This window comes from Streptomyces sp. NPDC048612, assembly GCF_043199295.1.
Classification (GTDB): domain Bacteria; phylum Actinomycetota; class Actinomycetes; order Streptomycetales; family Streptomycetaceae; genus Streptomyces.
In genome coordinates this window covers 204,401-226,420 of the sequence record NZ_JBICVV010000008.1, presented here as the reverse complement: position 1 = coordinate 226,420, position 22,020 = coordinate 204,401, and the positions used below count along the sequence as shown (strand labels likewise).

The 22,020-nt window shown below is 68.8% G+C and carries 17 protein-coding genes; 13 read left to right on the top strand and 4 right to left on the bottom strand.

Annotation, left to right across the window (positions count from 1 at the left end):
• Window positions 1-48 precede the first annotated feature (48 nt).
• The 3 genes from ACGFN2_RS15395 to ACGFN2_RS15385 are packed head-to-tail and all read left to right on the top strand — an operon-like array spanning window position 49 to window position 1,862.
• A complete protein-coding gene (locus tag ACGFN2_RS15395; protein WP_393360490.1) occupies window positions 49-1,005 on the top strand; it encodes a hypothetical protein in 957 nt (318 codons plus the stop codon).
• A 46-nt stretch (window positions 1,006-1,051) separates the two neighbouring features.
• Window positions 1,052-1,594 (top strand): hypothetical protein, encoded by a 543-nt coding sequence (locus ACGFN2_RS15390; protein ID WP_393360488.1) that lies wholly within the window; start codon window positions 1,052-1,054, stop codon window positions 1,592-1,594.
• A complete protein-coding gene (locus tag ACGFN2_RS15385) occupies window positions 1,521-1,862 on the top strand; it encodes an integrase core domain-containing protein (RefSeq protein ID WP_393360486.1) in 342 nt (113 codons plus the stop codon). Before ACGFN2_RS15390 ends, ACGFN2_RS15385 begins: the two co-directional genes overlap by 74 nt.
• Window positions 1,863-2,027: 165 nt before the next feature.
• On the opposite strand, the gene ACGFN2_RS15380 is transcribed toward ACGFN2_RS15385, so the two are convergent.
• A complete protein-coding gene (locus ACGFN2_RS15380) occupies window positions 2,028-3,557 on the bottom strand; it encodes a UDP-N-acetylglucosamine 1-carboxyvinyltransferase (protein WP_208680555.1) in 1,530 nt (509 codons plus the stop codon).
• Between the two features lie 88 nt (window positions 3,558-3,645).
• Here ACGFN2_RS15380 and ACGFN2_RS15375 point away from each other — a divergent pair, with 88 nt between their 5' ends.
• Complete coding sequence (locus tag ACGFN2_RS15375; protein WP_393360484.1) at window positions 3,646-4,638, top strand: DUF1648 domain-containing protein; 993 nt, start codon at window positions 3,646-3,648, stop codon at window positions 4,636-4,638.
• A gap of 1 nt (window position 4,639) precedes the next feature.
• Entirely contained in the window at window positions 4,640-4,999 is a 360-nt protein-coding gene (locus ACGFN2_RS15370) for a GntR family transcriptional regulator (protein ID WP_393360482.1), read from the top strand.
• A gap of 259 nt (window positions 5,000-5,258) precedes the next feature.
• Here ACGFN2_RS15370 and ACGFN2_RS15365 read toward each other — a convergent pair whose 3' ends face one another.
• A complete protein-coding gene (locus ACGFN2_RS15365; protein ID WP_362607241.1) occupies window positions 5,259-5,666 on the bottom strand; it encodes a RidA family protein in 408 nt (135 codons plus the stop codon).
• Window positions 5,667-5,863: 197 nt separating this feature from the next.
• On the bottom strand, window positions 5,864-6,337 hold the full coding sequence (locus tag ACGFN2_RS15360) for a carboxymuconolactone decarboxylase family protein (protein ID WP_362607239.1): 474 nt from the start codon (window positions 6,335-6,337) through the stop codon (window positions 5,864-5,866).
• Window positions 6,338-6,774: 437 nt separating this feature from the next.
• Here ACGFN2_RS15360 and acnA point away from each other — a divergent pair, with 437 nt between their 5' ends.
• Window positions 6,775-9,489, top strand: a complete 2,715-nt coding sequence (gene acnA, locus ACGFN2_RS15355; protein ID WP_362607237.1) for an aconitate hydratase AcnA — start codon at window positions 6,775-6,777, stop codon at window positions 9,487-9,489.
• Window positions 9,490-9,579: 90 nt separating this feature from the next.
• Here acnA and ACGFN2_RS15350 read toward each other — a convergent pair whose 3' ends face one another.
• Entirely contained in the window at window positions 9,580-12,981 is a 3,402-nt protein-coding gene (locus ACGFN2_RS15350) for a GH92 family glycosyl hydrolase (protein ID WP_393360479.1), read from the bottom strand.
• Window positions 12,982-13,414: 433 nt separating this feature from the next.
• On the opposite strand from ACGFN2_RS15350, the gene ngcE reads away from it, so the two are divergent.
• The 7 genes from ngcE (at window position 13,415) to ACGFN2_RS15315 (ending at window position 21,914) form a co-directional block, all read left to right on the top strand.
• On the top strand, window positions 13,415-14,857 hold the full coding sequence (ngcE, locus tag ACGFN2_RS15345) for an N-acetylglucosamine/diacetylchitobiose ABC transporter substrate-binding protein (RefSeq protein ID WP_393360477.1): 1,443 nt from the start codon (window positions 13,415-13,417) through the stop codon (window positions 14,855-14,857).
• A gap of 61 nt (window positions 14,858-14,918) precedes the next feature.
• The gene (locus ACGFN2_RS15340) at window positions 14,919-15,842 is read left to right on the top strand and encodes a sugar ABC transporter permease (RefSeq protein WP_362607232.1); all 924 of its coding nucleotides are present in this window, start codon (window positions 14,919-14,921) and stop codon (window positions 15,840-15,842) included.
• Window positions 15,842-16,807, top strand: a complete 966-nt coding sequence (locus ACGFN2_RS15335; protein WP_362607230.1) for a carbohydrate ABC transporter permease — start codon at window positions 15,842-15,844, stop codon at window positions 16,805-16,807. Before ACGFN2_RS15340 ends, ACGFN2_RS15335 begins: the two co-directional genes overlap by 1 nt.
• A gap of 344 nt (window positions 16,808-17,151) precedes the next feature.
• On the top strand, window positions 17,152-18,351 hold the full coding sequence (locus ACGFN2_RS15330; protein ID WP_393360474.1) for an ROK family protein: 1,200 nt from the start codon (window positions 17,152-17,154) through the stop codon (window positions 18,349-18,351).
• A gap of 140 nt (window positions 18,352-18,491) precedes the next feature.
• Entirely contained in the window at window positions 18,492-19,586 is a 1,095-nt protein-coding gene (locus ACGFN2_RS15325; protein WP_362607227.1) for a substrate-binding domain-containing protein, read from the top strand.
• A 223-nt stretch (window positions 19,587-19,809) separates the two neighbouring features.
• Window positions 19,810-20,610 carry an ATP-binding cassette domain-containing protein gene (locus ACGFN2_RS15320; RefSeq protein WP_393360472.1) on the top strand — a complete coding sequence of 267 codons (801 nt, stop codon included), beginning with the start codon at window positions 19,810-19,812 and terminating at the stop codon, window positions 20,608-20,610.
• Window positions 20,607-21,914, top strand: a complete 1,308-nt coding sequence (locus tag ACGFN2_RS15315; RefSeq protein WP_393360470.1) for a sugar ABC transporter permease — start codon at window positions 20,607-20,609, stop codon at window positions 21,912-21,914. The genes ACGFN2_RS15320 and ACGFN2_RS15315 overlap by 4 nt, the downstream gene beginning before the upstream one ends.
• The last annotated feature ends 106 nt before the right edge of the window (window positions 21,915-22,020 follow it).

Genomic DNA, 22,020 nt, shown 5'->3' with positions numbered 1-22,020 from the left:
CACTTACGATCATGTAAGAACGCGGGAGCCTGAGAGCGGGGGGCGGGCATGGCCCGGACAGTACGCAAGCGAACGGTTTTCTTCTTCGAGGTCGTGGAGGCCAAGCGCGGTCAGCCGCGCATGGAGCACCAGGACTGGCGGAGCTTCCTCGACCGGGTCGCGGCCTCAGAGTCGTACGAGTGCGTGGTCCGCAGCGCGGACGATCAGCTGGTCGGGGTGATCGATCCAGCTCTCCCTGTGGATCATTTGCAACTTGCCAAGATCACCGGTGAGGTGCCGCACCAGCTTGACCGGAGCAACGGAACGATCGAGGCACTTCAGGTCGCGGCAGGGAAGGATGTCGTCCATGTGACGACGATCTGCTTCCTTCCGTACGCCAACATCATTGGGGTCCTGCCCGGCGGCTTCTCGGCGCCGCGGGTGAGTGCCATCACCAAGTGGCTGAACGGCGTTGGCCTGCCCTGGGGTGAGGTGGTGCTCAAGCCGGTCATCCACGCGCGCGCTCGAGAGAAGCTCAACCGCATCGAGGCGGTCACCGAGTTCACCGTGCAGTTGGAGGGGGCTCCGGCGGACACCGTCAGTGCCTTGAGCGCCCACGGCGGCCTCGCTGATTCACTGCGGAGCTTTGGGCAACGGCATCCTGACACCTCCATCACGCTCTCGCTGAAGGTTCCCCAGCGTGGCAGCAGGCTCTCCGCGATGCGCAGGAATCGGGCCGCGACCGAACTGCGCACTGACGTACTCCAGTTCATGCCGGATCTGGACGAGTGGGTGGACGAGTCCGGAGTGATCCGTTCCGTGACCGGCAGGGTTGCAGTCCGGGATCCGCACCGTCAGTCCCTTGAGTACGAGCCGCTCGACTTCCTCGCCCACCGCATCACGGCCCAGTGCGATGTCCCGCTTGCTTTCACCGACGGACGGTCGGTCGATCTGCGGTACGCCGTCGACGAGATCTTTGCGGCAGCCCATACGCATGAGCAGGCGCTACAGGAAGCATGTCAGTAGCGGCCGCTAGCCTGAGCAGCAGTTCAGGGCTGAGGTTGGGGGCGACGTGCTGAATTGGCTGTGGCGGGGCTGGGTGGGTCGACCAGTGGTGGACCTGGTGATCGCAGGTGCAGTGGTCGGTCTGCACATGGCGACGGTACGGATCACGGGCGCGGGCGATGTGCTGGGATGGCCCGACAGAGAGCAGAGGATCGCGGTCTATACGACGACGGCGACCGTCGTCGCGATCATCGGCAGCTTCATCACTGCGGCCGTGACCCTGTACGCCGCGGCCACAGGTCCCCGCATGCGGGCGTTGCGCACGCACCCTCAGAAGGGGCCGGAATTCCGGCGGAATTGGATGAGCATTCTCAGCGCGACACTGGTGGTCTCCGGGCTGTGCCTGCTCGCTGTAGTCCTCGACAACACGGAGCACGATGAGGTCGGAGTGCACTGGCTGGCCGAGGGCGCAGCAGCCCTGGGGGTGGCGCGCGCGGTGCGGTTGATGTGGCTGTTCGGCAAGGTCATCATCGGCAATGACCTCGACCTCGGTGACACCCGGGATCCGGCGTTGCAGCCCTCGGCGCCGGTGCGGCAGCCGGGGGCGTGATCACGGAGCCCAGGACAGCTCGAAGGCGTTCGCCGAGGCCTGCCGCACCGCTGGGGTCCGCCGGTCTATGGGGGCTGCCGGATCGAGCGCGGAAAATGCTGCCGCCGAGTCGTTCTTCGCCTCTCTCAAGCGGAAGATCCTGCCCGGTCGGCGCGGCTGGTACACCGAACGGGCCGCTCAGCTCGCGGTGTTCCGCTGGGTCGGCTTCTACAACCACAAGCGGAGGCGCTCGGCGTTCGGCTACCTCGCGCCCGCCGTCTTCGAGTAGAGATCAACTACGCTGCCCATCGCTGCATGACAACCGTGTCCACGATCGCGGTGGAAGCCCCCAGTAGTAAAGTCCCAGAGAAATCCCACAGATGCTGCCGCACCCCGTCCTGGCCCACATTCGTGCAGGTCAGACAGGGGGCGGCGGCATTTTTTCGGAGAGTTCTCAGATATCCCGGAAGATCTCGATCTGCGCCCCGATCGAGTTGAGGCGTTCCGCCAGGTCCTCGTAGCCGCGGTTGATGACGTAGACGTTGCGGAGGACGGAGGTGCCCTCGGCGGCCATCATGGCCAGGAGGACGACTACGGCGGGGCGGAGGGCCGGGGGGCACATCATTTCCGCTGAGCGCCAGCGGGTTGTGCCGTCGATCAGGACGCGGTGCGGGTCGAGGAGTTTGACCTGGGCGCCGAGGCGGTTGAGGTCGGTCAGGTAGATCGCGCGGTTGTCGTAGACCCAGTCGTGGATGAGGGTCTGGCCCTGGGCGCTGGCCGCGATGGCGGCGAAGAAGGGGACGTTGTCGATGTTGAGGCCCGGGAAGGGCATCGGGTGGATCTTGTCCAGTGGGGCCTGGAGCTTGGAGGGGCGGACCGTCAGGTCGATGAGGCGGGTGCGGCCGTTGTCGGCGGCGTACTCGGTGCTGCGCTCGTGGTCCAGGCCCATCTCCTCCAGGACGGCGAGTTCGATCTCCAGGAACTCGACCGGGACCCGGCGGATCGTCAGCTCCGACTCGGTGACAACGGCCGCCGCCAGCAGGCTCATTGCCTCGACCGGGTCCTCGGACGGTGCGAAGTCCACATCGCGTTCGATGTGTGCGGCGCCGTGGACGGTGAGCGTGGTGGTGCCGATGCCGTCGACCCGGACGCCCAGCTCCTCCAGGAAGAAGCAGAGGTCCTGGACCATGTAGTTGGAGGAGGCGTTGCGGATGACCGTGACGCCGTCGTGCCGGGCGGCGGCGAGCAGGGCGTTCTCGGTGACGGTGTCGCCGCGTTCGGTCAGCACGATGGCGCGCTTGGGGGCGACGCTGCGGTCCACCTCGGCGATGTAGGTGCCGTCGGTCGCGGTGATCTCCAGGCCGAAGTGGCGCAGCGCCGTCATGTGCGGGGTGACGGTGCGGGTGCCGAGGTCGCAACCGCCCGCGTACGGCAGCTTGAAGTGGTCCATCCGGTGCAGCAGCGGGCCGAGGAACATGATGACGCTGCGGGTGCGGCGTGCCGCCTCGGTGTCCATCGAGTCGAGGTCGAGTTCCGCGGGCGGGACGATCTCCAGATCGTTGCCGTCGTTGATCCACCGGGTCCGTACGCCGATGCTGCCCAGTACTTCGAGGATGCGGTAGACCTCCTCAATACGGGCCACCCGGCGCAGAGTTGTGCGGCCGGCGTTCAGCAGCGTGGCGCACAGCAGCGCGACGCAGGCGTTCTTGCTCGTCTTCACGTCGATGCTGCCGGAGAGCCGGCGTCCGCCGACCACCCGCAGATGCATCGGCCCGGCGTAGCCGAGCGAGACGATTTCGCTGTCGAGTGCCTCGCCGATGCGGGCGATCATCTCAAGACTGATGTTCTGATTCCCGCGTTCGATGCGGTTGACGGCACTCTGGCTGGTGCCCAGAGCCTCCGCAAGCTGCGTCTGTGTCCAGCCACGGTGCTGCCGGGCGTCACGGATGAGCCTGCCGATGCGTACGAGGTAGTCGTCTGCCATGGGGTGACCGTATCTCAGATATGAGATGGATTCCCCATAGCGGCACGCCGAGTTGTTCTACTACTATGCGAACAATTGGGGGGTGGTTATGAAGAGTGTCATACGTTCCGCCGCGGCCTGGGGCGGCTCGGTGCGGGTCTGGATGGGGGCTGCTCCCTTCCTTGTCGTGGTCGTGGTGTTCGCGGGTGTCTATGGGGGAGTGGCCGACCGGCTGCCCGATCCGCTGGCCACCCACTTCCGCGACGGAGCGGCCGACGGCTTCTCCTCGGCCCAGGGCTTTCTGGCCGTCGGCCTCGCCGTGCCCCTCGTCCTCGGCTGCGTCCTCGGCGCGCTCGTGCACCTGCGGGTGTCCGCTCCCGACGTGCCGTGGCTGATCGCCGGTTGCTATGCCTCCGCCGCCGCGCTCGGCTACGCCCTCTGCGGGATGCTGCTCGCCAACGCCGGTGTCGGCGACGCCTCGGCCGCCCGGGTGACGGAGCAACCGGCGGTGTTGGGCACCGGTGTGGCGCTGCTCGCCGGCGGCGCGCTCGGGAGGCTGCTGGCCGGGGCGGTGCCTCCGCAGCCACGGCGGGCGTCCGGCGCGACGCCCCGGCTCGACCTCCCCGCCGGTACGGCCGCCGGCTGGTCACGCACCATCAGCTCAACCCCGCTGATCGCGCTGGGTGTCCTGCTGCTCGGCGCCGGGCTCGTCGTGGGCGCCCTCGCCGACTGGCTCTCCGCCGCCGGACTACTGGTCGGCGGCGCCCTGGTACTGCCGCCGGCCTCCGTGCGGGTGACCGTGGACCGCCGCGGGCTGGTCCTCTCACCGACGCTGCTGCCCGGTCGCCTCCGGCTGCGCCGCATCCCCCTGGACCGCGTCGTCGAGGCCGGGAGCCGCCGCATCGCCTGCTTCGCCGACTTCGGCGGCTGGGGCTACCGCGTCCGGGCCGGTGCCAGCGGCCTCGTCCTGCGCTCGGGTGAGGGCCTCGTGGTGCGGCTCACCAGCGGCCGGGAGTTCGCGGTGACGGTCGATGACGCCGCGACGGCCGCCGCACTGCTCAACACGTATGCGGACCGCGCGCGGGCGCGGCAAGGAGGCTGAGGTGCTCTTCCGGGTCGACCCCGGGTCGTCCGTCCCGCTCGGCGACCAGATCGCGGCCTCGGTCCGCGGCGCCATCGCCGACAGCACGGTGGACACCGGGGAGCGGCTGCCCGCCGCCCGCGAACTCGCCGCGTCCCTCGGCGTGAACGTCCACACCGTGCTGCGCGGCTATCAGCGCCTCAAGGAGGAGGGGCTGATCGAACTCCGCCGCGGCCGCGGCGCGGTGGTCATCGGGGCCGCCGCCCCCGCCCGCGCCCGCGTCGGAGAGACAGCCGAGCGGCTGATCGCCGAGGCCCGCCATCTGGGGCTCTCCGACGAGGAGATCGTGACGGTGGTGCGGTTGGGGCTCGCGGGGCGGTAGGGGAGGCAGGGAAGGGGCCGGCTTGCCAGGGCTGAGGTTCGGGCGTGCGGTGTCGTCCTCGGGCCCTGTGCAGCTGTGCCCTCGCACCGTTCCGTGGGGCGTACCGGACATGCCCGGCAAGGCTGTTGGCGGAGCGGGGTGACTGGGTGAGGAGGAGTGGGGAGAGGGCGGCATACTGTGCGGCCGTTTGCAGGGGCTACGGCCGGCTTCCGTGGAAAGCGGCTCCCTCACCGGTCGGTGCCCTCACCCGTCCGCGCTCTCACCGGTCGACGGACTCCGCCGGACGGGCGGCCAGTGCCTCGATCTCGACCCGGAAGCCGGGCTGCACCAGGCCGGCGACCTGGACCAGCGAGCAGGCCGGCGGGTGCCCGGCGTCCTGGTGCTCGTCCCGTACCCGGCGGAAGGCCGGCAGGTCGGCCAGGTCGGTGAGGTACACCGTCAGCTTGACCACGTCGTTCAGGGTGCAGGAGGCCGCCTCCAGTGCGGTGGCCAGGTTCGCGTAGACCTGGCGGATCTGAGCCTCGGCGTCCCCTGCGCCCACCAGGCGCCCCTCGCCGTCCACCGGGACCTGGCCCGCGACCGCCACCATGGTGCCGGTGAAGGTCACCGCATGGCTGTATCCGTTCACCGGCGGCGCCCCGGTGGGGCGTATGTGGTGCTGCACCATGTCTGCTCTCCTCCGATGGTCCTGTGAAGGCCGTGGACGGGCGTGATCATCACATACCTGGGGCGGCGGACGGCGGTATTCCGGGCACTGAGGGAGACGGTCCGGCTGTTGCCCGGCGCGCGCACACCCACGCCGGCCCCCGGCGGGGTCCCGGCGTGGGTGATGCTGCGGCCCGGTGGCGGGCCGGGTGTGCCGGGTCAGCCGAACTGGCCAGGCCGGTAGTCGCCGGCGGGCTGCTGGATCATGACGTTTGCCCGGTTGAAGGCGTTGATCAGGGCGATCTCGCACACCAGGGCGGCCAGCTGCTCCTCGTCGTAGTGCTTGGCGGCGTTCGCCCAGGCCTCGTCCGTGACCCCGCCGGCCGCGTCCGCGATACGGGTGGCCTGCTCCGTCAGCTCCAGGGCGGCCCGCTCGGCCTCGGTGAAGACGGTGGCCTCGCGCCACGCCGCGACCAGATGGAGGCGTACCGGGGTCTCACCGGCCGCCGCGGCATCCTTGCTGTGCATGTCGGTGCAGAAGCCGCACCCGTTGATCTGGCTGGCGCGGAGCCGCACCAGCTCCTGCGTCGTGGCCGGCAGCGCCGAGTCCTCCAGCACCTTGCCTGCCGCGATGACGTGCTGGAAGACCTTGCCCATGGTCGGGCTGCCGAAGAGGTCCAATCGGGCACTCATGATTTTCTCCTTTGCCGGTCGGTGCTTGCACACGTACGACGGTGCAGCCCGACAGGATGTGACATGAGTGCCTGACCTGCGGTTTTCCTCCTGTGCGGGAGTGAGGGGTGCGACGGGGCCGTGCTGCTGCCGGGAGGCCGCTCCTGGGGCCCGAACCCGGACATCCGCGTCACTCCACGTCCGGCGGGACGAACCCGGTGGTCGCGGCCTTCCGTGACCACGATCGCAGGCTGCGGGCACAGCACACCCCGGTCGGGGCATGACCAGGGCGCGGCGATGTATTAGAGTTATCTCGACATCGAGATATTTGCCGAGAGGCGTACCGCTGCCGCGCCAGTAAGGGATACCTAACTTAGGCTCACCTTAGCGGATGGGGCAAGGACGGTGACGGCAGCATTGCGGTGGTACGCGCGAATTCATGCATGAAGGAGACTGTCGTGTCGGCGAACAGCTTCGACGCCCGCAGCACGCTGCAGGTGGGCGACGAGTCGTACGAGATCTTCCGGCTGGACAAGGTCGAAGGCGCCGCGCGTCTTCCCTACAGCCTGAAGGTGCTGCTGGAGAACCTGCTCCGCACCGAGGACGGCGCGAACATCACCGCCGACCACATCCGGGCGCTCGGAGGCTGGGACTCGCAGGCCCAGCCCAGCCAGGAGATCCAGTTCACGCCGGCCCGCGTGATCATGCAGGACTTCACCGGTGTGCCCTGTGTCGTGGACCTCGCCACCATGCGTGAGGCCGTGAAGGAGCTCGGCGGCGACGCCGACAAGATCAACCCGCTGGCGCCGGCCGAGCTGGTCATCGACCACTCCGTCATCGCCGACAAGTTCGGCACGAAGGACGCCTTCGGCCAGAACGTGGAGCTGGAGTACGGCCGCAACAAGGAGCGCTACCAGTTCCTGCGCTGGGGCCAGACCGCCTTCGACGAGTTCAAGGTCGTCCCGCCCGGCACCGGCATCGTCCACCAGGTGAACATCGAGCACCTGGCCCGTACGGTCATGGTCCGTAACGGCCAGGCCTACCCCGACACCCTCGTCGGCACCGACTCGCACACCACCATGGTCAACGGCCTCGGTGTGCTGGGCTGGGGCGTCGGCGGCATCGAGGCCGAGGCCGCGATGCTCGGCCAGCCGGTCTCCATGCTCATCCCGCGCGTCGTCGGCTTCAAGCTGACCGGTGAGCTCAAGCCCGGCACCACCGCCACCGACCTGGTGCTGACCATCACCGAGATGCTGCGCAAGCACGGTGTCGTCGGCAAGTTCGTCGAGTTCTACGGCGAGGGCGTCGCCGCCACCTCGCTGGCCAACCGCGCCACCATCGGCAACATGTCGCCGGAGTTCGGCTCCACCGCCGCGATCTTCCCGATCGACGACGAGACCCTGAACTACCTGCGCCTGACCGGCCGCAGCGACCAGCAGGTCGCGCTGGTCGAGGCGTACGCCAAGGAGCAGGGCCTCTGGCTCGACCCGGCCGCCGAGCCCGACTTCTCCGAGAAGCTGGAGCTGGACCTGTCGACGGTCGTCCCGTCGATCGCCGGTCCCAAGCGCCCGCAGGACCGCATCGTGCTGGCCGAGGCCGCCACGCAGTTCGAGCGCGACGTCCTCAACTACGTCTCGACCGCCGACGAGGCGGGCGAGGAGTCCTTCCCGGCCTCCGACGCCCCGGCCGCCACCAACGGCGTGCCGAGCCGCCCGACCACGGTCACCGCCCCCGACGGCTCGACCTACGAGATCGACCACGGTGCGGTGACGGTCGCGGCCATCACCTCCTGCACCAACACCTCGAACCCGTACGTCATGGTCGCCGCCGCGCTGGTCGCGAAGAAGGCCGTGGAGAAGGGCCTGACCCGCAAGCCGTGGGTCAAGACCACGCTCGCCCCGGGCTCGAAGGTCGTCACCGACTACTTCGACAAGGCCGGTCTGACCCCGTACCTCGACAAGGTCGGCTTCAACCTCGTCGGCTACGGCTGCACCACCTGCATCGGTAACTCCGGCCCGCTGCCGGAGGAGGTCTCCAAGGCCGTCAACGAGCACGATCTGGCCGTGACCTCGGTGCTCTCCGGCAACCGTAACTTCGAGGGCCGGATCAACCCCGACGTCAAGATGAACTACCTGGCGTCCCCGCCGCTGGTCGTCGCGTACGCCCTCGCCGGTTCGATGAAGGTGGACATCACCAAGGACGCGCTCGGCACGGACACCGAGGGCAACGCGGTCTACCTGAAGGACATCTGGCCCACCGAGGCCGAGGTCAACGACGTCGTGGCCAACGCCATCGGCGAGGACATGTTCAACAAGTCCTACCAGGACGTCTTCGCGGGCGACGCCCAGTGGCAGGCGCTGCCGATCCCCACCGGCAACACCTTCGAGTGGGACCCGCAGTCCACCTACGTGCGCAAGCCCCCGTACTTCGAGGGCATGACGATGGAGACCACCCCGGTCTCCGACATCGCCGGCGCGCGGGTGCTCGCCAAGCTGGGCGACTCGGTCACCACCGACCACATCTCCCCGGCCGGTGCGATCAAGGCCGACACCCCGGCCGGTCAGTACCTCACCGAGCACGGCGTCGAGCGTCGTGACTTCAACTCCTACGGCTCGCGCCGTGGTAACCACGAGGTCATGATCCGCGGCACCTTCGCCAACATCCGCCTGCGCAACCAGATCGCGCCGGGCACCGAGGGCGGCTACACCCGCGACTTCACCCAGGCCGACGGCCCGGTGTCGTTCATCTACGACGCCTCGCAGAACTACCAGGCCGCCGGCACCCCGCTGGTCATCCTGGCCGGCAAGGAGTACGGCTCCGGTTCGTCCCGCGACTGGGCGGCCAAGGGCACCGCGCTGCTCGGCGTCAAGGCCGTCGTCGCCGAGTCGTACGAGCGCATCCACCGCTCGAACCTGATCGGTATGGGCGTTCTGCCGCTCCAGTTCCCCGAGGGCCAGACCGCCGAGTCCCTCGGCCTGACCGGCGAGGAGACCTTCTCCGTCACCGGCGTGACCGAGCTGAACGACGGCACCACCCCGCGCACCGTCAAGGTGGCCACGGACAGCGGCGTCGAGTTCGACGCGGTCGTCCGTATCGACACCCCCGGTGAGGCGGACTACTACCGCAACGGCGGCATCATGCAGTACGTGCTGCGCTCGCTGATCCGGAAGTAAACGCAGCCGCAGGTAAGTCACCCGCGGCAGCAGGACGGGCCGCACTCCCTCGGCCGAGGGGGTGCGGCCCGTCCGCTTGCCGTATCACGGCTACCCGAGCAGCTCGATCTCGGCGAGGGTGCCGGCGCCGTCGGGCACCAGCCGGTAGTGCCGGTAGCTGTCCGGCCGGCCGATGCCGAACACGCGGGTCTGGCGGTCCCAGGTGAAGGACTCACCGCCGCGGTGGTCCAGCCGGGTCCACCGCTTCCCGTCGGCGGAACCCTCCAGCGTCCAGCCCTTCGGTGCCGCGGCCCGGTCCGCCGAGGTGAGGGTGTACGAGGAGACGCGGGTGGGGCGGGTGAGGTCCACCGGGGCGCCGGTCAGGCCGGCCGTGGTGGCGGAGGTGTTGTCGAAGAGCGGACCTGCGGCCGGGTCGGTCACATCGGCCGGTGGCGTGGGGACCTTGCCGTCCCGGGTGATCGACGTCGGGGCGGCCTGCGCTCCGGTGCCCCAGTCGGACGGGCGGTCGCCCATGGTGAAGTCCAGGGTGCCGCCGCGGGCGAGGAGCCGGTGCGGCAGTGCGGTGGAGTTCCAGGGCTTGCCGTTCACCCGGAGGCCCTGGACATAGACATTGCGCGCGTTGTTCCGCGGGGCGTTGACGGTGAGATCGCGCCCGTTCTCCAGGTGGACCGTGGCCTTGGTGAACAGAGGGGAACCCACCGCGTATTCGCCCTGACCCATCACCAGCGGATAGAAGCCGAGGGCACTGAAGACGTACCACGCGGACATCTCGCCGTTGTCCTCGTCGCCCGGGTATCCCTGGCCGATCTCGCTGCCGAGATAGAGCCGGGACATCGCCTCGCGGACCTTTTCCTGGGTCTTCCAGGGCTGCCCCGCCGCGTCGTAGACATAGGCGATGTGGTGGGAGGGCTGATTGCTGTGCCCGTACATGCCCATGCGGGTGTCGCGGGCCTCGGTCATCTCATGGATCACCTGGCCGTAGGAGCCGGCGAATTCCTTGGACGCGGTCTCCGGGGTGGCGAAGTAGGCGTCCAGCTTCCTGGCCAGGGCGGTGCGGCCGCCGTAGAGGTTGGCCAGGCCCCGGGTGTCCTGCGGTGCGGTGAAGGCGAAGGTCCAGGCGTTGGTCTCGGTGTAGTCGTGGCCCCAGACACGGGGGTCGAAGGTGCCCGGCGGCAGCCGCCAGCCGCCCCGGGCGTCCTTGCCCTGGAAGAAGCCGACCTTGTGGTCGAAGAGCTTGACGTAATTCTGGGCGCGGCCCAGGAAATAGGCCGATTCTTCCTTGTAGCGGGGCTTCTTGGTCTTCTCGTACAGCGCCTTGCCCATACGGGAGATACCGAAGTCGTTGAGGTAGCCCTCCAGCGCCCAGGACATGCCCTCGCGGGTGTCGGTGCTCGTATAGCCGAGGAAGGGAGAGGTGGTCATGCCCTTGCGGCCGACCCCGGGGTTCGGCGGGGCGACGGTGGCGTTCTTCACGGCCGCGGCATAGGCCGCCTCGGCGTCGAATTCCACCCCCTTGGCGTAGGCGTCGGCGAACGCCACATCGGAACTCGTCCCGGTCATCAGGTCCGCATAGCCGGGTGAGGACCAGCGGGAGATCCAGCCGCCGTCCTTGTACTGCTGGACGAAGCCGTCGACCATTTTCCCCGCGCGTTCCGGGGTGAGCAGCGAATAGGCGGGCCAGGTGGTCCGGTAGGTGTCCCAGAAGCCGTTGTTGACGTGGACCTCACCGTCGACGATCTTCGAGCCGGTGTGCGTCGGGGTGTCCTGGCCGGTCTGCGGCGAGAACGGGCTGGCGTAGCGGCTGCGCGAACCGACCTGCTCGAAGCCGGAGTTGGGGTAGAGGTAGAGGCGGTACAGGTTGGAGTAGAGGGTGGTGAGCTGATCGCGGCTCGCGCCCTCGACCTCGACCCGGCCCAGCAGGTCGTCCCACTGCGCCCGAGCCCGGTCCCTGACCTCATCGAAGGCCGCGCCGTCGGGGATCTCCCGGGTCAGGTTCGCCTTCGCCTGGTCCACGCTGATGAGCGAGGTCGCGATCCGCATGGTCACCGTGCGGTCCGCGCCCGGCCGGAAACGGAGATAACCGGTGACGTCCTTGCCCCCTCCGCCCTCCAGCCTGCCGCCGCCGGTGACCGGGGCGTCGAAGACCCCGTAGACGAACAGCCGGGTGGCGCCCACGGACAGCCCGCTCCTGACGTCCGAGAAGCCGGTGACGATGCCGCGCCCGGTGTCCAGGCTCAGCCCGCCCTTGTTATTGACGTTGTCGAAGATCAGGCTCGCCCGGTCGCCGGGGAAGGTGAAGCGCATCAGTGCGGCGTGGTCGGTCGGGGTGATCTCCGTCTTGAGGCCGTTGTCGAAGGTCACGCCGTAGTAGTGCGGCTTCGCGGTCTCGCGGGAGTGGTGGAAGGGCAGTGCCCGGCCGGTGCGTGAGGCGTCCGGGGTGCCGGCCGCGACGGACGGCATGACCTGGAAGGTCTGCCGGTCGCCCATCCACGGGCTCGGCTCATGGCTGGCGCTGAACGCCTGGAGGGTGGGGAGGTTGTCGGCGTTGTTCTTCCGCGCGTACTCGTAGAGCCAGTCGGCGGAGCCCGCGTTGGTGACCGGGGTCCAGAAGTTGAAGCCGTTGGGGACCGCGGTGGCGGGGAAGGTGTTGCCGCGCGAGAAGCTGCCGCTGGACAGCGTGCCGCGGGTGGTGACGGCGTAGTCGGAGAGGTGCGCCGCCGGCTGGTCGGGGGCCTTGGGGGCGAGGGTGAGGTCATCGATCCAGCCGCGGAAGGCCGGGGCGGTCCGCGGTGCCGACGGCGCGTCATAGCCGACCAGGATGCGGTCGACGGTCTTGCCCGCGGCGACCGCGCCGATCCGCGCCTCCCGGTTGTTCCACTGGTTGACGTAGAGCGTCTTGGCGGCGGCCTGGCCGCGGGGCGTCAGCGGGGCGCCGTGCTGGTCGACGGCGGACAGCTCGCTGAGGTAGGTCCCGTCGGTGAAGGCCAGATCGACGGCGGCATGGGTCGCCGGATAGTCCGGATCGCTCTTCGCCATCTCGGGGAAGATCTTGTACGAGAGCGAGGTGGTCGCGGTGACCGGGACGTCGACATCGAAGACCTTGTTGTACGCGTAGCCGTGGCCCCGGGCGGTGTGGGTGCCGGCGTAACGCAGTGCATGCCCGCCGGTGAAGCCGGCGTGCGCCTTGGCGGTGGGGGAGTCGGCGGGGCCGGTGTCGGTCCCGGTGGTCATGCCGGGTGCCCCCGGGGTGGTCTCCGGGTCGACACCGGAGGTGCGGGGTTTTCCGCCGGGGCCGGTCTCCACGGTGTCGGTCCAGTCCGGCCGCGGTTCGCCCGGCTCGAACGAGGAGCTGAACTCCGTGGCGTCCCGGGGCGGTTGGGGTGGTGCTGCCTGGGCCGGGCCGGGTACGGCGGCGAGGAGTAGAGCGGCCACCACGAGGGCGACGGGGCGGGCGGTTCCCCGCAATGGACTGTGCCGGTGTCTGAGCCGCACGCGAGCCCTCTCAACGGGATTGACATCGTTGTCAGTTACATGGCGCCGAGGCAATCAGAGATAAGTAAGGTGCGTGGGGCCTTTGGTGTCAAGGGTGGCGCGGGGATCGGTGCGCCGGTCGTGTCGTCCGGCGGTCCCGTCTGCGGCCCCCTGGACGAATCCCCGCATACAGGGGAGGTCTCAACTAGGGAAAGACTGCCGCCCGACGGCGCATCCGATCTTCCCCTGCGGCCGGAAGTGGACTATACCTGTCGGCGTCCGACGGCCCCACGGCCGAGGCCGCGAATCCGGGGGGAAGGCGGGAACGCATGACTGCCCCGCACTTCTCTGGCGTGCCCGGTGCACATCCCGTACAACTCAGCTTCATCTGACCCGCGGTGCCGGGGTGGCTCCGGTACACCGCCTGAGTCCTGAAGAAGGCGAGGACTTGAGCATGGGATTCACCTCTCCATTCAACCGTCGTGATCTGGTCAAGCGGGCCGCGGCCCTGGGAATCGTCGCCGTACCGGCCATGGGAATGCTGTCGGCGTGTGCCGGCGGCGGCAGCGACGACAGCGACAACAAGGTCGACAAGGGAAAGAAGTCGGACCGGAATCCACTCGCGGTCAATGAGTCGGCCGGGCTCGATGTCGTCATCTTCGACGGCGGATTCGGTGACAAGTACGCCAAGGACGCGCAGGGCGAGTATGTGAAGGCCTTTCCGAAGGCCGACGGCAAGGTGAAACTCTCCTCCACCCAGAAAATCCAGTCCACGCTGCAACCGCGCTTCAACGGCGGCAATCCCCCGGACCTCGTCGACAACTCCGGTGCGGAACAGATGGACTTCGGCACCCTGGTCGCCAAGGACCAGCTGACCGACCTCTCCCCGCTCCTCGACGCCCCCTCGATCGACGACCCGGGCAAGAAGGTACGGGACACCCTGCGCCCCGGCGTCGTCGAAATGGGTCAGTTCGGCGGCAAGGAGACCTGGCTTCTCTACTACGCGTACACGGTCTACGGCGTCTGGTACTCCAGGAGCAATCTCCGGAAGCTGGACGCGGAGTATCCGGAGACCTGGGACGACATGCTGGCCCTGTGCGCGAAGGCCAAGAAGAAGGGCGTCGCGGGCTGGACGTACCCGGGCAAGTACCCCTACTACCTTCCGTTCAGCCTCTACCCGTTCATCGCCAAGATCGGTGGTGCGGAGGTCCTGCGGAAGATCGACAATCTGGAGCCCGACGCCTGGAAGGACCCGGCGGTCAAGGCGGCCTTCGACGCCTATTACGAGCTGTACAAGAAGGGCTATGTCCTCAAGGGCTCGCCCGGACTGGACCACCTCCAGTCGCAGAAGGCGTGGGCCGAGGGCAAGGCGCTGTTCATTCCGAACGGTTCCTGGGTGGAGAACGAGTCGGCCCAGCAGATCGAGAAGAACCCGCACTTCGATCTCGCGGTCGGCGCCCCTTCCAGCCTGTCGGACTCCGACAAGATGCCCTTCGGTACCCTCTGGGCCTCGGGCGGCGAGCCCTACATCGTGCCGCGGAAGGCCCGTAACGCCGAGGGCGCCATGGAGCTGCTGCGCATCATGCTCAGCAAGAAGTCCTCGCAGAACTTCATCCGGCAGGTCTCCTCGCTCACCTCGCTCAACGGCGGCACCGAGGGGCTGAAGCTCCCGCCGGGCCTGGCCTCGGCGCAGGCGGCGCTGCAGAAAGCCGGCGAGAACATCGTCAATCCGCGGTTGCAGGACTGGTATGTGGCGCTCCAGAAGGAGCGGATCGGGGTCGGCGCGGTGGGCGAGATGATGGCCGGCCGGCTGACTCCCGACGAGGCCATCAAGAAGATCCAGAAGTACGCGGACGACACCCGCGACGACTCCAGCGTGAAGAAGTACCGGCGCTGACCGAGACGTTCGATGCGGCACCGGTGGCGGCAGACGCAGGCAGAGAACGGGATCGGGAGTCATGAAACACGGTAAGTACCGTTTCATCGCGGGGTTCTTGGCCCTCCCGCTGGCGATTTACGCGATCTTCGTGATCTCGCCCTTCGTGCAGGCCATCTACTACTCCTTCACGGACTGGACCGGGCTGAGTCCGGACATGAAGATGGTCGGCTTCGACAACTATGCGCGCCTGTTCCAGGACGGTGTCTTCTGGTCCGCCGTGGCCAACAGCGTCACGTTGTTGCTGCTGCTGCCGGTGGTGACGCTCTCCCTCGGGCTCTTCTTCGCCTTTATGCTCAACGTCGGTGGCCGCCGCCGGAGGAAGGCGGTCATCGGCGGGGTGCGCGGTTCGGGCACCTACAAAATCCTCTACTTCTTCCCGCAGGTGCTCTCGGTCCCGATCGTCGCGCTGCTCTTCCAGTTCGCCTACAACCCGGAGAGCGGCGCACTCAACGCCTTCTTCGACGCGGTCGGGCTGGACGGGGTGCAGCCGGACTGGCTGGGCGATCCGCAGCTCGCGCTGTGGTGTGTGATGGCCGCGATGGTGTGGGCCAATGTCGGCTTCTATGTCGTGCTGTTCTCCGCCGGGATGAGTTCCATTCCGAAGGATTTCTACGAGGCCGCGCTGCTGGACGGCGCGAACCGTTTCCACACGTTCTTCCGGATCACCCTGCCGCTGCTGTGGGACACCGTCCAGACCGGCTGGATCTATATGGGCATCCTCGCCCTGGACGTCTCGGCGTTCGCCTTCGTGCAGATCATGAGCGTCGGTCCGGGCGGTCCCGACTATGCGACCGAGGTCCTTCCGCTGTACGTGTACCAGAAGACCTTCCGGGACGGTCAGGCCGGATATGCGACCGCCATCGGCGTTTCCCTGCTGATCGTGACCCTCGTCTTCTCGGCCGTCGTCATGCGGCTGGGGCGGCGCGAGCGACTGGAGTTCTGATGAGTGCGCAGACAGACCCCGCGGACCTCCCGGGGGTGACGAAGGAGCACACCCCGTCTCCGGGCACCTCGCGGCTGCCGGGCCAGCGGGGCGGGCAGGGGCGGGCGGACGGCGCCGGCTCCGGCGGGGACCGCGGTGAGGGCAGGGTCCTCAACGTCTTCTCGCACGGCGTCCTGGTGATCTGGGGGCTGCTGGTCACCATGCCGCTGCTGTGGGCGGTGGTGAGTTCCTTCAAGGACGACTCGGAGATCTTCGGCTCGCCGTGGGGGCTGCCGTCGGCCCTGCACTTCGACAACTGGTCACGCGCCTGGGACAAGGCGAACATGGGCCAGTACTTCCTCAACTCGCTGATCGTGGTGGGTGGTTCGCTGATCGGCACGATGCTGCTGGGCGCGATGGCGGCCTATGTCCTGGCCCGCTTCGACTTCCCCGGCAACCGCTTCCTGTACTTCCTGTTCGTGGGCGGGATGGGCTTCCCGGTCATCCTGGCGCTGGTCCCGCTGTTCTTCGTCATGAAGAACATGGCGCTGCTGGACACCTACCACGGGCTGATCCTGGTCTACATCGCCTACTCGCTGCCGTTCACCGTCTTCTTCCTCAGCGGGTTCTTCCGGACGCTGCCGACGTCGGTGGCCGAGGCGGCGCTCATCGACGGCGCCTCCCACACCCGTACCTTCTTCCAGGTGATGCTGCCGATGGCCAAGCCCGGCCTGATCAGCGTCGGCATCTTCAACTTCCTCGGGCAGTGGAACCAGTACCTGCTGCCGACGGTGCTCAACGTCGGTGACCCGGACAAGAAGATGCTGACGCAGGGGCTGGTGGCCCTGGCGGTGAGTCAGGGCTACAAGGGGGACTGGTCCGGTCTGTTCGCGGGGCTGACGATCGCGATGCTGCCGGTGCTCGCCGCGTACATCGTCTTCCAGCGGCAGGTGGTCGCCGGTCTGACGGCCGGTGCCCTGAAGTAGGGCGGTGGGCCGGGCGCCGGTCGGCGGGTGCTCCTGGGGTCCGGCGGTTCGGCGACCGCCGGTCCGGCGAAAGATTCGCGCCACCTTCGTGTGCCGCTCCGTGGCGCGTCCCGGGGCGGCACACGGCGTCGATGCGCGCCTCCGGCCGGGACCGGAGCAGCCGCTTCCTGATCATGCCGGGCTCAACGCCTTGACGAGACTTCCCGACGGGCGTTCTGCTTAGAGTTCACATGTTGAATCGATGCCGCCCCCCGAGGACGTGGGTGCGGTCGGCGGGCGGTGGTCGTGCCTCCCCGGCTCCGGCTGGTGGGCATCCCCGGCCCCAGACGGGAGTGGATGAGTCGATGGAGACTCCGGGCTCGCAGTCCTCGCTGCACCGGGCCAATCTGGAGCGGGTCGTACGCGCGGTGCGTATGGCGGGCTCACTCACGCAGGCGGAGATCGCCCGGAGCACGGGGCTGTCCGCGGCCACCGTCTCCAACATCGTTCGCGAGTTGAAGGACGGCGGAACCGTTGAGGTGACCCCGACCTCGGCGGGCGGGCGGCGGGCGCGCAGCGTCTCGCTCTCCGGTGACGCGGGCATTGTCGTGGGGGTCGATTTCGGGCATTCCCATCTGCGGGTGGCGGTCGGCAACCTCGCCCACCAGGTGCTTGCCGAGGAGGCCGAGCCGATCGATGTGGACGCCTCCGCCGCCGAGGGCTTCGACCGGGCGGAACAGCTGGTCAACCGGCTGATCGCGGCCACCGGGATCGACCCCGGCAAGGTCGTCGGCGTCGGTCTGGGCGTGCCGGGTCCCATCGACGTGGAATCCGGGACGCTCGGCTCCACGGCGATCCTGCCGGGCTGGACGGGGACGAACCCCGGCCGGGAGCTGTCGGGGCGCCTCGGGGTGCCGGTGCACGTCGACAACGACGCCAACCTCGGCGCGCTGGGCGAGCTGGTCTGGGGCGGTGGCCGAGGGGCGACCGACCTGGCGTACATCAAGGTCGCCAGCGGTGTCGGCGCCGGGCTGGTGATCAGCGGGCAGATCTACCGCGGGCCGGGGGGCACGGCGGGCGAGATCGGGCACATCACGCTGGACGAGTCCGGTCCGGTGTGCCGCTGCGGCAACCGTGGCTGCCTGGAGACCTTCACCGCGGCCCGGTACGTCCTCCCGCTGCTGCAGCCGAGCCACGGGCCCGACCTGACCATGGCGCGGGTGGTCCAGCTGGCCCGCGAGGGCGACCCGGGCTGCCGCCGGGTCATCGCGGACGTCGGGCGTCATATCGGCAGTGGTGTGGCGAACCTGTGCAATCTGCTCAATCCCAGCCGGGTGGTGCTCGGCGGGGATCTCGCCGAGGCCGGTGAGTTGGTGCTCGCGCCGATCCGTGAGTCGGTCTCCCGGTACGCGATCCCCAGCGCGGCCCGGCAGTTGGGCATCGTCCCGGGCACCCTCGGGGGCCGGGCGGAGGTGCTCGGCGCGCTGGCGCTGGTGCTGAGCGAGATGGGTGACGCGACCCTGCTCGACGGCGGTCTGCCGGCGGACGCTCCCGCCCTGGCCTGAGCGCGCTGAGTTCACGCAGCTAACGCATGGCACCGTTGTCATCTCGTTAAGGATTTACTCCTTGACGGTCGGCTGGCGGCCGAGTTGACTTCCAGCCACCTCGGCCGCGACGACGCGGCCACGTCAGGGAGGCAACCTCAATGAACGTTTGGACGCGTCGCGTCGTCATAGGCACTGCCGCCGTCTCGATGGCCCTCTCCGTGGCCGCCTGCGGCAAGGCCGGCGACGGCGACAAGGCGGGCGGCGGCGACAACAAGACGATCGGCCTGCTGCTGCCGGAGAACAAGACCACCCGCTACGAGACCTTCGACCGCCCGCTCATCGAGTCGAAGATCGGGGCGCTCTGCAGCGACTGCAAGGTGCGGTACAACAACGCCTCGCAGGACACCGAGAACCAGAAGAAGCAGTTCGACGCGCTGATCACCCAGGGCGTGAAGGTGATCATTCTGGACGCGGTCGACTACAAGGCGACCAAGTCCTGGGTGAACCAGGCCGCCAAGAAGGGCGTGAAGGTCGTGGCCTACGACCGGCTCGCCGAGGGCGACATTTCCGCCTATGTGTCGTACGACAACGAGAAGATCGGCCGCCTCCAGGGCGAGGCGCTCGTCAAGGCGCTCGGCGACAAGGCCAAGGACAGCGAAGTCGTCATGATCAACGGCTCGCCGACCGACCCGAACATGCCGTTCTTCAAGAAGGGCGCCCACAGCGTCCTCGACAAGCAGGTCAAGAAGATCGCGTACGAGCAGGACATCCCCGACTGGTCGCCGGACGAGGCCAACCGGAAGATGGGCGCCGCCCTCGACTCGCTCGGCAAGGACGGCTTCCAGGGCGTCTACTCCGGCAACGACGGCATGGCCGGCGGCATCGTCACCGCGCTCAAGCAGAAGGGCGTCAAGGTCCCGGTCGGCGGCCAGGACGCCGAGCTGGCGGGGCTGCAGCGGATACTCAAGGGCGACCAGGCGTTCACGATCTACAAGCAGATCAAGCCGCAGGCCGACTCCACCGCCGAGATCGCCGTCAAGCTGCTCAAGGGCGAGAAGATCGACTCCCTGACGGATACCAAGGTCGACAGCCTGAGCGGCGAGACCAAGGACATCCCGGCCAAGCTGTACGACGCGCAGATCGTGACCAAGGACAACATCGCCTCCACGATCCTCAAGGACAAGGTCTACAAGGCGAGCCAGATCTGCGCCGGCGACGCCAAGAAGGCCTGCGAGGCGGCCGGCATCAAGTAAGGCCCCGGGCCCTCCGGCGCCGCCCCGGCCCCGGCGTCACGGCCCCCGGCCCGTTCCCCGTCCGGCGGGGCCGCGCGGCACCGTCCCGCGGCCCCCGCCCCGGCCGTATCCCCCGGTCCCCACCGCTCCGCGCCGCCCCTCCCGGGCGCGGACGCCGGACCGCCCCTCGCAAGCCCCCCGCTCCACGCACCACATCCCCGCCGTTGTGACGGCGGCGAAGGAGATGATTCACGTGTCCGCTTTGCCTGTGCTGGCGTTGCGCGGAATCTCCAAGCGGTTCGGCGCCGTCCAGGCACTCACGGACGTCACCCTGGAGATCCACCCCGGTGAGGTGGTCGCCCTCGTCGGCGACAACGGCGCCGGCAAGTCCACCCTCGTCAAGACCATCTCGGGCGTCCACCCGGTCGACGACGGCGCCCTCGAATGGCAGGGCGAGACGGTCCGCATCAGCAAGCCGCACGACGCCCAGGAACTCGGCGTCGCCACCGTCTACCAGGACCTCGCGCTCTGCGACAACCTCGACGTCGTCGCCAACCTCTTCCTCGGCAACGAGATCCGCACCGCCGGTGTCCTCGACGAGATCGCGATGGAGAAGCGCGCCAAGGAGCTGCTGGACACCCTGTCCATCCGCATCCCCAGCGTCCGCATCCCGGTCGCCGCGCTCTCCGGCGGCCAGCGGCAGGTCGTCGCCATCGCCCGCGCGCTGATCGGCGACCCCAAGGTCGTCATCCTGGACGAGCCCACCGCCGCGCTCGGTGTCGAGCAGACCGCGCAGGTCCTCGACCTCGTCGAGCGGCTGCGGGAGCGCGGCCTGGGCGTCATCCTCATCAGCCACAACATGGCCGATGTGCAGGCCGTCGCGGACCGGGTCGCGGTGCTGCGGCTGGGCCGCAACAACGGTGTCTTCGACGTCGAGGGCACCTCCCACGAAGAGGTCATCGCCGCCATCACCGGCGCCTCGGACAACGCCGTCACCCGCCGCAAGGCGCGCACGGACCAGGTGAAGAAGGAGGCCGGGGCATGACTGACCTCACCAAGGAGCCCGTGGCGGGCGAGGACGCGGCGGCCCCGGCCGCCCCCGCGGCGGACGCCGCCCCGGCCGCGGCCGTCGACCCCCGGCTGCTCGTCCGCGAGCAGGGCTTCACCGGCTACCTCAGCGACTTCAAGCGCCGGGTGCGCGGGGGCGAGCTGGGCTCGCTGCCGGTCGTCATCGGCCTGTTCGTCATCGCGGTTGTCTTCCAGCTCAAGAACAGCAGCTTCCTGTCCGCCGACAGCCTCGCCAACATCGGCGTCTACACCTCCGGCCTCGGCATCATGGCGGTCGGCATCGTCTTCGTGCTGCTGCTCGGCGAGATCGACCTGTCCGTCGGCTCGGTGGCGGGCGTCGGCGCGGCCGTGTGGGCCGTGCTCAGCGTCACGAACGGCGTCAACGACTGGCTCGCGGTGCTGATCGCCATTGCGGCCGGTGTCGTCATCGGCGCCCTGCACGGGTTCTTTTTCGCCAAGATCGGCGTGCCGGCCTTCGTCGTCACGCTGGCCGGCTTCCTCGGTTGGAGCGGCCTGCAGATCTGGATGATGGGCAAGGAAGGCTCCATCAACACGCCGAGCGGCAGTGTCGTGGAGAACCTCACCGGCTACTACTTCGAGGACAAGGCCGCGGCCTACGGTCTCGCGCTGGTCGCGGTCCTCGCCTACGCCGGCTCGCTGCTGCTCGACAGCAGGCGCCGCAAGGCCGCCGCGCTGCCGTCCCGGCCGCTCAGCGAGATCCTGCTGCGCACCGGCGTGGTCGCGGTGCTCGCCTTCGTCGTCGCCTACGTCCTGAACGAGCCGGCCGGCGCCCGCGGCCTGCCGCTGGCCCTGGTCCTGTTCCTCGCGGTCCTGGTCATCGCCGACTTCGTGGTGCGCCGCACCACCTACGGCCGGCAGATCTTCGCGGTCGGTGGCAACGCCGAGGCGGCCCGCCGCGCGGGTATCAATGTGAACAAGATCCGGATCAGTGTCTTCGCGGTCTCCGGCATGCTCGCGGCCTTCGGCGGACTGTTCATCGCCAGCCTCTCCGGCGGCGCCACCAAGAACCTCGGCGCGGGCAACACGCTGATGAACGTCATCGCGGCGGCCGTCATCGGTGGTACCAGCCTGTTCGGCGGCCGTGGCAAGATCTGGTCCGCGCTGCTGGGCATGCTGGTCATCCAGTCGATCCAGCAGGGCCTGAATCTGCTCGGTATGGCGAGTGAGATCCAGTACATGATCACCGGTGCGGTGCTGCTCGCCGCGGTGGTCATCGACTCGGTCTCCCGCCGGACACAGAAAACGGCCGGACGCACCTGATCGCGGCAGCCGTCCGACGGCGCCGGCCCCCACCGGGCATCATCCGGTGGGGGCCGGTCCGTGTGCGGCGCCGTACGCCGGGCGGCGTGCCGGACCCCGTGTTCAC

Coding starts and splice junctions, on each gene's coding strand:
- ACGFN2_RS15395 (WP_393360490.1), top strand. CDS start 49: ATGGCCCGGACAGTACGCAAGCGAACGGTTTTCTTCTTCGAGGTCGTG.
- ACGFN2_RS15385 (WP_393360486.1), top strand. CDS start 1,521: ATGACCTCGACCTCGGTGACACCCGGGATCCGGCGTTGCAGCCCTCGG.
- ACGFN2_RS15380 (WP_208680555.1), bottom strand. CDS start 3,557: ATGGCAGACGACTACCTCGTACGCATCGGCAGGCTCATCCGTGACGCC.
- ACGFN2_RS15375 (WP_393360484.1), top strand. CDS start 3,646: ATGAAGAGTGTCATACGTTCCGCCGCGGCCTGGGGCGGCTCGGTGCGG.
- ACGFN2_RS15365 (WP_362607241.1), bottom strand. CDS start 5,666: ATGGTGCAGCACCACATACGCCCCACCGGGGCGCCGCCGGTGAACGGA.
- ACGFN2_RS15360 (WP_362607239.1), bottom strand. CDS start 6,337: ATGAGTGCCCGATTGGACCTCTTCGGCAGCCCGACCATGGGCAAGGTC.
- ngcE (WP_393360477.1), top strand. CDS start 13,415: ATGGGATTCACCTCTCCATTCAACCGTCGTGATCTGGTCAAGCGGGCC.
- ACGFN2_RS15340 (WP_362607232.1), top strand. CDS start 14,919: ATGAAACACGGTAAGTACCGTTTCATCGCGGGGTTCTTGGCCCTCCCG.
- ACGFN2_RS15335 (WP_362607230.1), top strand. CDS start 15,842: ATGAGTGCGCAGACAGACCCCGCGGACCTCCCGGGGGTGACGAAGGAG.
- ACGFN2_RS15330 (WP_393360474.1), top strand. CDS start 17,152: ATGGAGACTCCGGGCTCGCAGTCCTCGCTGCACCGGGCCAATCTGGAG.
- ACGFN2_RS15325 (WP_362607227.1), top strand. CDS start 18,492: ATGAACGTTTGGACGCGTCGCGTCGTCATAGGCACTGCCGCCGTCTCG.
- ACGFN2_RS15320 (WP_393360472.1), top strand. CDS start 19,810: ATGATTCACGTGTCCGCTTTGCCTGTGCTGGCGTTGCGCGGAATCTCC.
- ACGFN2_RS15315 (WP_393360470.1), top strand. CDS start 20,607: ATGACTGACCTCACCAAGGAGCCCGTGGCGGGCGAGGACGCGGCGGCC.